Origin of the sequence: Lutibacter sp. (assembly GCF_013139515.1) — a bacterium.
GTDB lineage: Bacteria > Bacteroidota > Bacteroidia > Flavobacteriales > Flavobacteriaceae > Lutibacter.
In genome coordinates, this window is the sequence record NZ_WTAR01000124.1 from 20260 (window position 1) to 33192 (window position 12933).

The 12933-nt window shown below is 29.9% G+C and carries 9 protein-coding genes; 7 read left to right on the forward strand and 2 right to left on the reverse strand.

The genetic code is table 11. The features are described from left to right. Positions 1 to 2 precede the first annotated feature (2 nt). The 6 genes from sprA to GQ540_RS11085 all read left to right on the forward strand — a co-directional run bounded on the left by sprA (position 3) and on the right by GQ540_RS11085 (position 10419). Positions 3 to 7034, forward strand: a complete 7032-nt coding sequence (sprA, locus tag GQ540_RS11060; RefSeq protein WP_291801004.1) for a cell surface protein SprA — start codon at positions 3 to 5, stop codon at positions 7032 to 7034. Between the two features lie 27 nt (positions 7035 to 7061). Next, positions 7062 to 7442 (forward strand): glycine cleavage system protein GcvH, encoded by a 381-nt coding sequence (gene gcvH / locus GQ540_RS11065; RefSeq protein ID WP_291801005.1) that lies wholly within the window; start codon positions 7062 to 7064, stop codon positions 7440 to 7442. Further along, positions 7432 to 7803 (forward strand): VanZ family protein, encoded by a 372-nt coding sequence (locus tag GQ540_RS11070; RefSeq protein WP_291801007.1) that lies wholly within the window; start codon positions 7432 to 7434, stop codon positions 7801 to 7803. Before gcvH ends, GQ540_RS11070 begins: the two co-directional genes overlap by 11 nt. A gap of 64 nt (positions 7804 to 7867) precedes the next feature. After that, positions 7868 to 8587, forward strand: a complete 720-nt coding sequence (locus tag GQ540_RS11075) for an energy transducer TonB (protein ID WP_291801010.1) — start codon at positions 7868 to 7870, stop codon at positions 8585 to 8587. 191 nt (positions 8588 to 8778) lie between these two features. Beyond that, the gene (locus GQ540_RS11080; RefSeq protein ID WP_291801012.1) at positions 8779 to 9501 is read left to right on the forward strand and encodes an energy transducer TonB; all 723 of its coding nucleotides are present in this window, start codon (positions 8779 to 8781) and stop codon (positions 9499 to 9501) included. A gap of 186 nt (positions 9502 to 9687) precedes the next feature. After that, positions 9688 to 10419, forward strand: a complete 732-nt coding sequence (locus GQ540_RS11085) for an energy transducer TonB (RefSeq protein ID WP_291801014.1) — start codon at positions 9688 to 9690, stop codon at positions 10417 to 10419. A gap of 8 nt (positions 10420 to 10427) precedes the next feature. Here the strand turns inward: GQ540_RS11085 and GQ540_RS11090 are convergent, their stop codons facing one another. Together GQ540_RS11090 and GQ540_RS11095 are read right to left on the reverse strand one after the other, a co-directional pair. Beyond that, complete coding sequence (locus GQ540_RS11090; protein ID WP_291801016.1) at positions 10428 to 10763, reverse strand: MerR family transcriptional regulator; 336 nt, start codon at positions 10761 to 10763, stop codon at positions 10428 to 10430. Next, entirely contained in the window at positions 10763 to 11734 is a 972-nt protein-coding gene (locus GQ540_RS11095) for a M23 family metallopeptidase (protein ID WP_291801017.1), read from the reverse strand. The genes GQ540_RS11090 and GQ540_RS11095 overlap by 1 nt, the downstream gene beginning before the upstream one ends. A 220-nt stretch (positions 11735 to 11954) precedes the next feature. Between GQ540_RS11095 and GQ540_RS11100 the strand changes: the two genes are divergently transcribed. Further along, the coding region (locus GQ540_RS11100) for an alanine--tRNA ligase-related protein (RefSeq protein ID WP_291801019.1) at positions 11955 to 12933 on the forward strand (979 nt) is incomplete at its 3' end.

Sequence of the window (12933 nt, forward strand, 5' to 3'; positions counted from 1 at the left end):
ATTTGGAGAAGAAACATTTTATATTTAAAACATATATAGTACTTTTTTTGTTATTGTTTATTCAGTCAACAATTAAAGCTCAAACAAATCCAGATATTAAAACTGGAGATACAACAAAGATTTTTAAAGCTAATGACACTTTAAATTTAAAATTTCCTTTTAAAAATAATCAGTCTGGGAGTTTGTATTTGGCTGATCCTTCTATTTCAGAAATATCTTACGATGCTGAAACTGGAAAATATGTGATTCTTGAAAAAATTGGAGATTATTATGTGAAACGACCAGTTTACATGAATCAAGAAGAGTATAAAAAGTATAGACTTAAAAAAGATATGTTTAAGTACTATAAAGATAAAATTAGTGCAACAAATAGTAAAAAATTGGGAAGTGAAGATGCTCAAAAAAATTTACTACCAACATATTATGTGAATTCTAGCTTTTTCGAATCTGTTTTTGGAGGTAATACTATTGAAGTAAATGCACAAGGGTCTGTATTAGTGAAATTAGGAATGTTATATCAAAAAGTTGACAATCCACAATTATCAGAACGTAATCGAAGCAGTTTTACGTTTGATTTTAATCAAGAAATTAGTGCAAGTATTTTAGCAAAAGTAGGAACTAGGTTAAAAGTTAGTGCACAATATGATACACAATCTACTTTTAATTTTCAGAATCAAATAAAATTAGAATACACACCTACTGAAGATGATATTCTTCAAAAAGTAGAAGTAGGAAATGTGAGTATGCCTTTAAAAAACTCATTAATTGTTGGAGCTCAAAGTTTATTTGGTGTTAAAACGCAATTAAAATTTGGAAATACAACAGTAACAGGTGTTTTTGCTGAACAAAAATCTCAAACAAGATCTGTAGCTGCACAAGGAGGTGCAACTATTCAAGAATTTGAATTACAAGCTACAGATTATGATGCGAACAGACATTTCTTTTTAGCACAATATTTTAGAGATAATTACAATAAAGCATTACAAGAATATCCTTTAATAAATAGTCCAGTTAATATTACTAAAGTAGAAGTTTGGGTAACCAATAGAAGTGCTTCAACTGTTGATATTAGAAATATTGTGGGTGTTGCAGATCTTGGTGAAGGCGATCCAACAAATATTGGGCCTGCAAATGTAATACCTGTTCCAGGTTCATTATTTCCTGAAAATGAAGCAAATGATATTTCTTCAATTTTAACAACATCAAATGTTGTGAGAAAAATAGCTACAGTTAGCGATGGATTAGCTCCTTTTTCTATGCAACAAGGTAGAGATTTTTCTGTTTTAGAAAATGCTATTAAATTAAGGCCAGATGAATATACAATTCACCCTCAACTAGGTGTTATTTCATTAAATAGAAGATTGGCAGATTCTGATGTGCTTGCAGTTTCTTATGAATATACCGTAAATGGAGATTCTAAAGTTTATAAAGTTGGTGAATTTACTAGTGATGGTATTATTGCGCCAGATAATATTGTTGTAAAATTATTACGAAGTGAAATTATTAGTACTCAAATTCCAATGTGGGATTTAATGATGAAAAACGTATATTCTTTACAAACATATAGAATGCAACGTGATGGTTTTAGATTAGAATTGCTATATGCTGATGATGAAACAGGAGTGCCAATTAATGTGTTGCAAAATGCAAAAACATTAGGAGTTGAAGATAGAACATTATTAAATTTATTAAATGTAGATAGGTTAGATCAAAGCCAGTTTTTAACACCTGAAGGTGATGGTTATTTTGATTATGTTGAAGGATCAACGGTAAATTCAGAAAAAGGATATATTATTTTTCCAACAGTTGAACCATTTGGAGAGGACTTAGAATCTAAGTTAACACATATAGATGATGAAATATATATATTTAATGAACTATATGAAATAACGCAATCTGAAGCTAAAAATAATTTTCAGCAAAAAGATAAATACTTAATAAAAGGGTATCATAAATCTGAAAATGCAAACGGAATTCCTTTAGGTGCATTTAACGTGTCACAAGGATCAGTTAGAGTTACTACAGGTGGAAGAGAATTAGTTGAAGGTGTAGATTATGTTGTTGATTATCAAATGGGTAGAGTTCAAATTGTAAACCCAAGTTTAGAGGCTTCAAATGCGCCAATACAGGTTTCGGTTGAAAATAATGCAGCATTTAATTTACAAACAAAACGCTTTTTAGGAATTGATGTTGAACATAAATTCTCTGATAATTTAATTGCAGGTGTAAGTATTTTAAACTTAAATGAAAAACCAATTACTCAAAAGGCATTGTTTGGTCAAGAGCCTATAAATAATACAATTTTCGGTTTAAATGCAAGCTACGGAGCTGAAGTTCCTAAATTTACAAAATGGGTAAATAAATTACCAAATATTGATACTGATGTAGCTTCAAATTTTTCAATAAGAGCCGATTTTGCGTATTTAATGCCCGGTTCACCTAAAAGGATTGAATTAGAAGGCGAAGCAACTTCATATGTAGATGATTTTGAAGGTTCTCAAATTCCATTAGAAATTAAATCAATTCAACAATGGCATATGTCGAGTACACCACAATTTCAAACAAATTTTGATTTTGGAGGAAATGCTACAGATATATCATATGGTTACAAAAGAGCAAGGTTAGCTTGGTACACAATTGATCCGTTATTTTACGGAGGTTCATCATTAAAACCAGGAAATATAGATAATATAGAGCTTTCAAGAGCTGAAGTTAGAAGAGTGCGTTTTGAAGAATTATTTCCAGAGCAAGATTTAGATTTAACACAATCTACCATAGTTAGAACGTTAGATTTAGCTTATTTTCCAAACGAAAGAGGAAGTTATAATTACGATACAAATAATGTAAATGGCGATGGTAAATTCACCAATCCTGAAGATAGATGGGGAGGTATAACTAGAGCATTAACAACTACAAATTTTGAACAATCTAATGTTGAATATATTCAGTTTTGGTTGATGGATCCTTACGATCACTATTCAATTACAAATGAAGAAGGGTTACAACCAGGAGTTGATCCAACAAATATTTCAAATCAGGTTGGTGATTTATACTTCAATCTTGGTAATATTTCTGAAGACGTTTTAAAAGACGGTAGAAAAATGTATGAAAACGGTTTGCCAGAAAATGATTTAGATACTAATTTTGACTCAACAATTTGGGGGAAAATACCGACAAGTCAATCGCTTTTATATGCATTTAGTGATAGTGATAGTGAACGTTTAGCACAAGATATTGGTTTAGATGGTATTAATGATGATGAAGAACTTCAAAAATTTGGAACAGGGTTTGGTTTAGACCCAGCAAATGATAACTATTCTTATTTTAGAAGTTCTGAATATGATAGCAATGATGCATCAGTTTTAACACGTTATAAAAGATATAATAATACGCAAGGTAACTCACCTACCAATAATTTATCTACAGAAAGTTATCCAACTTCAGCAACAACATTTCCTGATACAGAAGATATTGATAAGGATCAAACCATGAACTCGGTTGAAAGTTATTATCAATACAAAGTATCATTAAATAAAAATGATTTAGTTGTTGGTCAAAATAATATTGTTGATGAGAAAAAAGTAACCGTACAACTTGAAGATGGTAGTGAAAAAGAATTTAGATGGTTACAATTTAGAATTCAAGTAGGAACACCTGATGAGGTTGTGAATGATATTACAGGTTTTAATTCAATTCGTTTTATGCGAATATTTTTAACCAAATTTAAAATGCCAGTAGTATTGCGTTTTGGTGAATTAGAATTAGTTCGTGGAGATTGGAGACGTTATACAAAAACATTAGATGAAGCAATAACACCACCTCAAGATTTAACAAACCCTCAATTACAAAATTTTGAAGTTGGTGTTGTTAACATTCAAGAAAATGAAGGTAGAAACCCAATTCCTTATATATTACCACCAGGAATTGAGCGAGAAGTGTTAAGAGGTAGCACTACGTTACAACAACAAAATGAGCAATCAGTTTCGTTAAAAGTTACCAATCTAGAACCTGATGATACAAGGGCAATATTTAAAAATGTAAGAGTAGATTTAAGGATGTACAAGCACTTAAAATTGTTTTTACATGCTGAAGGAGTTCAAACACAATCACAAGTTCAAGATGGTGAAGTGCAAGCAATTGTTAGGGTTGGTAGCGATTTAAATGATAACTATTATCAAATTGAAAAATTATTAACAATTTCTGATTATGGAGCTTCAACCCCACTTGATATTTGGCCTGAAGAAAATAATTTAGATGCTTTTTTAGAAGATTTAGGAAAACTTAAACTGCAGCGATTTGAAGATGGAATAGCTCCAAATGAATTGTATCCAGCAATAAATGGCTCAATAGAAGATTTGGTAGTAAGGGTAAAAGGAAACCCAAACTTATCTAATATTAAAACCATTATGTTGGGAGTTAAAAATGTTTCAAATACCAATCAAAGTACAGAAGTTTGGTTTAATGAAATGCGTGTTTCTGAATTTGATAATGAAGGAGGTTGGGCAGCAGTTGTAAGTGCTGATGCTAATTTTGCTGATTTTGCTGATGTTTCTATGACAGGAAGAATGGAAACTCAGGGTTTTGGTGGTATTGAGCAACGTGTAAATGAAAGAAGTCAAGAAGATACTAAATTATACGATATTGTTACCAATGTAAATGTAGGGCAGCTTTTACCTAAAAATTGGGGAATTAAATTACCGTTAAATTATAGTATTTCAGAAGAATTTAAAGATCCAAAATACGATCCACAGTACCAAGATGTATTATTTGAAGATGCTGAAAGTATAAATCCAAACAGTAGTAGCGCTAGAGATTATACAAAGCGAAGAAGTTTTAGTTTAATTAATGTTAGAAAAGACAGAAACCCAACTTCAACCAAAAAACAACGTTTTTATAGTGTTGAAAATCTATCAGTTTCATACGCGTATAATGAAACATTTCATAAAGATTATAACGTTCAAAGATATGTAGATCAAAATGTAAGAGCTTCAGCAAATTATAATTATAGTTTTGAACCAAAAAGTATTGAGCCTTTTAAAAACTTAGAATCACTAAGTGGTAAATATTTAAGACTGATAAAAGATATTAATTTTAATTTATTGCCATCAACAATTTCAATAAACTCAAATATAATTAGAAGTTATAACGAGCAATTATCAAGAAGTTTAATAGAAGGTTTGCCAGAACTTCCAACGTTAAAACAACGTCATTTTATGTTTGATTGGGATTATAGTATTGGCTACAACTTAACCAAATCTTTACAGTTTAATTTTAAAGCAGCAAACCATTATATTTATGATGAGTTTGAATCTTCAGAAGATATTCAGTTAATGGATAATTTCTTTAGCATTGGAAGACCAGATCATTATCACCAAACATTAAGTGGTACTTACAAATTACCTTTAGATAAAATACCATATTTAAATTTTATAAAAGCTAATTATGCGTACACTGCAGATTTTGATTGGCAAGCATCATCACAATCGTATGTTAATAAAGTTGGAAATGTAATTCAGAATGCAAATACACACACTATTGGAACGGATGTAGATTTTAAGAAATTTTATAAAACTATAGGGTTAGAAAAGTTATTTAGTAAAAAAAGTGCTTCATCAAAACAATCAGGCGCTAAAAAAACGGTAAATACTAGAAGTTCAATCACTAAAAAGAAAAAAACAGTTGGTGGTAAAATTGGACAAGGATTTTATGATTTACTAACTTCAGTAAAAAAAGCACGTGTAAATTATTCTGAAAACAATGGTACTTTTTTACCAGGATATGTTCCTGAGATTGGATTTTTAGGACGTGATAATTTTAGTGGAAGCGCAGCACCAACATTTGGATTTGTTTTTGGAAGTCAAATAGATATTAGACAAAGAGCGGTAGAAAACGGTTGGTTGTTATCACGTGATTCATCTGATCCGTTGGATGTTTATTATAATAAAACATATAGCAGAACACATTTTAACAAGTTAGATGGTACAATTACTATGGAACCATTTAAAGATTTAGATATTGAATTTAGAGGTAATAAAACGTACACTAAAAATAGCTCACAACAATTAGATGTTGTTGATAATAATTTAATTACAGATTCTCCAGTTACTGAATTTGGTAATTTTAGCATCAGTTATAATATGTTAAAAACATCATTCAAAAATAGTGATGCTAATTTTGAAGAGTTTAAAGCCAACAGAGCTATAATTGCTGAGCGTTTAGCTTTAGAAACCGGACAAGCAATTGGTGGTTTTGGTGAAACTAGCCAACAAGTAACTTTACCTGCGTTTATGGCAGCATATTCTGGTCAAGATGCTTCAAAAGTAAGTCTAAAAGCATTCAAAAATATTCCAATTCCAGGATGGAAATTGAATTATAAAGGATTTATGAAAATGAAATGGTTTAAAAAGAACTTTAGAAGTTTTTCAGTTTCACACAGCTATAATTCTTTATATTCAATTACAAGTTTTAGTAATAATTTAGACTATGAACCAAGTAATTTATCAAAAGAAGATATTGCTGGAAATTATTTAAACAAAACACTTTTCACCAATGTTAATTTATTAGAAGAATTTTCACCGCTTATTAAATTAGATGTGAAAATGAAAAATTCTGTTTCATTTAGTGGAAGAATTAATAAGGATAGAGGTCTAACATTAAATTTTAATAACAATACTATTACCCAAATAAAAGGTACAGAATACGTAATTGGTTTAGGCTATAGAATTAAAGACTTAGCTATGAAATTTAGATTTGGAGGAGATTTAACTAAAGTAAAAGGCGATTTAAATTTAAGAGCAGATATATCTTTAAGAGATAATATTACAGTTATTAGAGCAATAGACCAAGATAATGATCAAGTAACAGGCGGTCAGCGTTTACTATCTCTTAAGTTTTTTGCAGATTATGCACTAAGTAAAAGTTTAACAGCTTCATTCTATTTTGATCAAAGCTCATCTCAATATGCTATTTCAACAACTTTTCCTAGACAATCTGTAAGTTCAGGGTTAAGTATTAGATATGTTATAGGAAATTAATATGTACAATAAATAATTTAATAAAAAATGAATATACCAGCAGAATTAAAATACACAAAAGACCATGAATGGCTTAAAATTGAAGGAGATATAGCAACAATTGGAATAACGCATTTTGCGCAAAGCGAATTAGGTGATATTGTTTATGTTGATGTTGATACCGTTGGAGATACTGTGGATAGAGATGAAGTTTTTGGATCAGTTGAAGCAGTTAAAACAGTTTCAGACTTATTTATGCCTTTAACAGGTGAAGTAACAGCTTTTAATGAAGGATTAGAAGACGAACCAGAAAAAGTAAATTCAGACCCTTATGGAGAAGGATGGATGATTGAAATTTCAATTGCTGAAGTGTCTCAATTAAATGATTTATTATCAGCAGAAGATTATAAAGAATTAATTGGAGCGTAAACTATATTTTTTAATAGCAATTGCTTTAACAATTGCAATAACCGTTGGAAGTTTAATCACAATTGAAAAAGTTGTTGAACTACCATCAGTTAAATTCTTTGATAAATTTTTACATGTATCAGCTTATTTTCTACTAACATTTAGTTGGATGTTTTCTTTTTATAAAAGCTTAAAACTTCAAAAGAAAAGAGCCTTTATTGTACTTGTAATATTTATTTTTGGCATAATTATTGAAATCCTACAAGGAACACTAACCATTTCCAGGCAGGCTGAAACATTAGATTTGATTGCTAATTTAACAGGAATAGTTGTCGCTTGGTTGTTTTTCAACATATTTTTTAAAGAAAATAGAATGAAATAAAAAATATACTTGTATTATATATTAAAATTATTAAATTAGCGAACTATAAAAAAATTTTTCACAGATGCAAATCAAAAAAAATCCAAAAGCAAATTTAGAAAACTACAGCAAGTTGTTTATGCAATTAGGCTTAGTTTTAGCACTATTAATAGTGTATTTGGCCATTGAAAAAAAGACGTATGATAGAGTTATTGGAGATTTAGGTCCTGTAGTACTAAATATGGATGAAGAAGAAGAACAATTAGAACTTGAAATAATAAAACCACCTGAGCCAAAAACTCCACCACCACCAACTCCAGATGTAATTGAAGTTGTTAAAGATGAAGAAGAAGTTGAGGAAACAGTAATAGAATCTACAGAAACTGATGAAGATGAGGCAGTTGAAATTGAAGAAATTATTGAAGTTGAAGAAGAAGAAGATGTATTAGAAGATGTGCCTTTTGCAATTATTGAAGATGTACCAGTTTATCCAGGTTGTAAAGGAAACAAAGCAAAATTAAGAGCTTGTTTACAAGAAAAAATCACGAAACACGTAAATAGAAAATTTAATGCTGATTTAGCATCAGATTTAGGATTATCGCCAGGAGTGAAACGAATTTTTGTGATGTTTAAAATTGACAGAAGCGGAAATATTACAAATGTACAAGCACGTGCACCTCATAAAAGGCTACAAGCTGAAGCAATTAGAGTTGTTAAGCTATTACCTAAAATGACACCAGGTAAACAACGTGGTCGTCCAGTTGGTGTAAAATACAGCTTACCAATTGCATTTAAAGTAGAATAAAAAAACATAAAATATTTATAGTAAAAAGCTCAACCATTATGGTTGAGCTTTTTTTTTGGTACGTTTATTGTATTAACATAATTTTAACATTTATCCTATAAATACCTCAGTATAAATTAAAAACTTAAATACCACTCTATACAATTAATTTAAATATACAGGTACAAAAGGATGATAAAAACTTATAAACTATGGATACAAAAAAGAACCCAAAAGCAAATTTAGAGAATTTTAGTAAATTGTTTATGCAATTAGGATTAGTTTTATCATTAATTATTGCATACGTTTTAATTCAAAATAAAACAGTTACTACTAAAATTGCTATTGTTGAAGATTTTGGTAGAGTTGATCACTCTATACCAGAACAAAATGTTGAATATGAAATTGAAAAACCAAAACCCAAAGCTATTCCTAAAACAATACCTCTTGTAGTTATTAAAAAAGAGGATAATGAGGCTGATTTTGAAGAAACTTTGTTTACTATTATAGACCCTGACGCCCCAGTTGAAGAACCACAATTTGAAGACCCTAATATTGATGATACCATTGATATAGAAGAAACCGTTCCTTTTTTAATTTTAGAAGATGTACCTGTTTATCCTGGTTGTAAAGGCTCTAATGAAGAACGGAAAGCTTGTTTTATGAAAAAAATAGGAAAGTTTGTTAATAAAAAATTTGACATTAGTTTGGCCGAAGAGTTAGGTTTAGCCTCAGGAGTTCAAAAAATATACACAATATTTAGAATTGACAAGAGTGGAAACATTGTTGATATAAAGGCTAGAGCACCTCATAAAAAATTAAAACAAGAAGCCATAAGGGTTATAAATTTATTACCCAAAATGAAACCAGGTAAACAGAGGGGGGATCCTGTAAATGTAAAATATTCCTTGCCCATAGCGTTTAAAATTCAATAAACAAAAAAACCAACATTATGTTGGTTTTTTTGTTTATTAAATGGAAAAATCGTAACTTTAATACGATATATATATCTTGCAAGGTGTTGCTTTAAGCACATTTTGTTTTCCAATTTCTTGCATTATAAACTTTACTGTTTAATCAGTTAATAACTAGTTTTTTGTTCCACCTGAAAAAGGCACTAAATGGAAATTAAAAAATACCCTCACGCGGCTCTTGAAAATTATAGTAAAATTTTAATTCAATTAGGTTTAGTATTAGCACTTTTTATTGTTAATGAATTTTTAAATATGAAAAGCTACCCAAATGTTATAAAAGAGTTAGCAGGGACTATTGTAGCTGATGAAGATGTAGAGGAAACAATTGAAGTTAAAATTATTGAGCCTAAAATTAAACCTCCTGTAAAAGCTGTTTTACCTGATAAAATTATAAAAGTTGAAGATGAAGTTGAAGTTATTGAAACAGTTATTGAGTCTACTGAAGTTGATGAATCAGATGCTATAATTATTGATATAGATAATGATGTTGTGTCAGTTGAAGAAGAGGAAGATGTTGTTGAGGATGTACCATTTTTAGTTATTGAAAATGTTCCCATATTTCCAGGTTGCAAAGGAAGTAATAAAGAATTAAGAGCTTGTTTTTCTTCTGAAATGTCAAAATTTGTTTCAAAAAGATTTAATTCTGAATTAGCTTCAGATTTAGGCTTAACTACAGGTAGTATACAAAAGATTTTTGTGATATTTAAAATTGATAAATACGGAAATATTGTTGATATAAAAGCAAGAGCTCCACATAAAAAATTACAAACTGAAGCTATTAGAGTTATTCGGTTATTGCCAAAAATGACACCAGGAAAGCAGCGAGGTAAAGCTGTTGGTGTAAGATACGGTTTACCTATTGTTTTTAAAGTTGAATAATTTAAAGATTAAGTATCTATTTGATTTTTAATATTAATTAGCTCTTCTTTAATCGCTTCTAAACGAGTTATAATTGCATGATTATTTTTTACAGCTTTAGGGTTTTCTTTCATTTTAATTTTTGCACCCTCTAAAGTAAACCCTTTTTCTTTTACCAAATAATAAATGAGTTTTAGGTTTTTTAAATCTTCCTGTGTAAATAACCTATTTCCTTTATTATTTTTTTTAGGTTTTAAAATGTCAAACTCTTTTTCCCAAAAGCGTATGTGAGATGTATTTAGCCCAAAAGCTTTAGCAACTTCACCAATTTTATAATATCTTTTCTCTGGTAAATCTATAAACATTAATCTAGTGATTGTCCTTCAATTTGAGCGGCTTTTTGCATTGCTTCAAATTCTTCAGGTGATAAATTTCCATAATAAAAATCAATAGGGTTTATTTTTGAGCCATTTTTAATAATTTCATAATGTAAATGTGGTGCTTGTGAGCGACCCGTATTACCAACAAAACCAATTAAATCACCTCTCTTTACTTTTTGACCCTTTCTAACATTATATTTACTCATATGTGCATATAAAGAAATATAGCCAAAACCATGGTTAATTCTAACGTGTTTTCCATATCCAGAAGATCTTTGGTCAGCTCTAATTATTTTCCCATCTCCGGAAGCGTAGATTGGAGTCCCTCTTGGAGCTGTAAAGTCCATTCCCCAATGTTTTTTTCTTGCTTTAGTAAAAGGGTCAGACCTCCACCCATAACCTGAAGCCATTCGTGTTAAATCTTCCTTTTTTACAGGTTGAATAGCAGGCATTGCAGCTAACAAACCTTCTTTATTTTCAGCTAATTTAACAATCTCATCTAAAGATTTAGATTGAACATATAATTGTTTTGATAAAATATCCATATTTTTAGTTACGTCAATAACCATTTTAGAATTATCAAAACCTTCCAAAGCTTTATATCTATTTAAACCTCCAAAACCAGCTTTTCTTTGCTCTTCAGGAATTGGGTTTACTTCAAAATATAAACGGTAAATATTGTTATCTCTTTCTTGAATATCTTTTAATATTTTTTCAAGTTGAACAATTTTTTTATTGTGTAATTCTTCATTTAACTTAACAAATTCTAATTCACGTCTAAATTCTTTTTCTTTAGGCGATTCAAAAACAGGAGCTAAAACTACAAACCCTATAAACATGAATATTAAGGCTGCTATAATTGTAAGAAAAAACTTTTTAAAAGTATCACTTTTTTTAGGTGTTATCTTTTGGTAAGATAGTGTATCTGAATCGTAATAATATTTTACCTTCGTCATAAATAGAAATTATGTTATTTTTGCATCATAAAACGTCATAATATTTATTAATATTGCGATGCGTAATTTACAAAATTACGAAATGTTTTACTAAAGTTGTTAAACATAAAGTATTTAGCAAATAATTAACAAACAAAATAATGTTAAAGAGCTATTAATGAATTAAGTAATAGTAAACTTTAAGTATTGGAGTAGCCAGTAATAAATTAAGATATAATACATGAAATCACAACAAGTCCGTAAAGAATTTTTAGACTTTTTTGCTTCCAAAAAACACGCTATTGTGCCATCTTTTCCTATGGTATTAAAAAACGATCCAACATTAATGTTTACCAATGCTGGAATGGTACCTTTTAAAGAATACTTTTTAGGTCAGAAAAATGCTGTTGATAAACGCGTTTCAGATACGCAAAAATGTTTGCGAGTTTCTGGAAAACACAACGATTTGGAAGAAGTTGGTAAAGATACTTACCACCATACCATGTTTGAAATGCTTGGGAATTGGAGTTTTGGAGACTACTTTAAAGAAGAAGCTATTGCTTGGGCTTGGGAATTTTTGGTTGATGTTTTAAAAATTGATAAAGATTGTTTATATGTAACAGTTTTTGAAGGTGCTAAAGAAGATGGTTTATCATACGACCAAGAAGCGTGCGATTATTGGAAAAAATATATTAGTGAAGACCGTATTATTAACGGAAATAAAAAAGATAATTTTTGGGAAATGGGTGCTCAAGGACCTTGCGGACCTTGTTCTGAAATTCATGTAGATATTCGTTCAGCTGAAGAAAAAGCGCAAGTTTCAGGAAAAAGTTTGGTAAATATGGACCATCCTCAAGTGGTGGAAATTTGGAACTTAGTATTTATGGAATTTAACCGTAAAGCTGATGGCTCTTTAGAAAAATTACCTGCCCAACATGTTGATACCGGAATGGGTTTTGAACGTTTATGTATGGTTTTACAAAATGTGCAATCTAACTATGATACCGATGTTTTTACACCGCTAATTAGAGAAGTTGAAGCAATTACCAACAACGATTATGGTAAAAATGAGGAGATTGATATTGCCATTCGTGTAATTTCAGATCACGTTCGTGCGGTAGCATTTGCAATTGCCGATGGGCAATTACCATCAAATACTGGTGCTGGTTATGTTATTCGTCGAATTTTAAGAAGAGCCATTCGTTATGGGTTTACATTTT

Coding starts and splice junctions, on each gene's coding strand:
- gcvH (WP_291801005.1), top strand. CDS start 7,062: ATGAATATACCAGCAGAATTAAAATACACAAAAGACCATGAATGGCTT.
- GQ540_RS11075 (WP_291801010.1), top strand. CDS start 7,868: ATGCAAATCAAAAAAAATCCAAAAGCAAATTTAGAAAACTACAGCAAG.
- GQ540_RS11080 (WP_291801012.1), top strand. CDS start 8,779: ATGGATACAAAAAAGAACCCAAAAGCAAATTTAGAGAATTTTAGTAAA.
- GQ540_RS11085 (WP_291801014.1), top strand. CDS start 9,688: ATGGAAATTAAAAAATACCCTCACGCGGCTCTTGAAAATTATAGTAAA.
- GQ540_RS11090 (WP_291801016.1), bottom strand. CDS start 10,763: ATGTTTATAGATTTACCAGAGAAAAGATATTATAAAATTGGTGAAGTT.
- GQ540_RS11095 (WP_291801017.1), bottom strand. CDS start 11,734: ATGACGAAGGTAAAATATTATTACGATTCAGATACACTATCTTACCAA.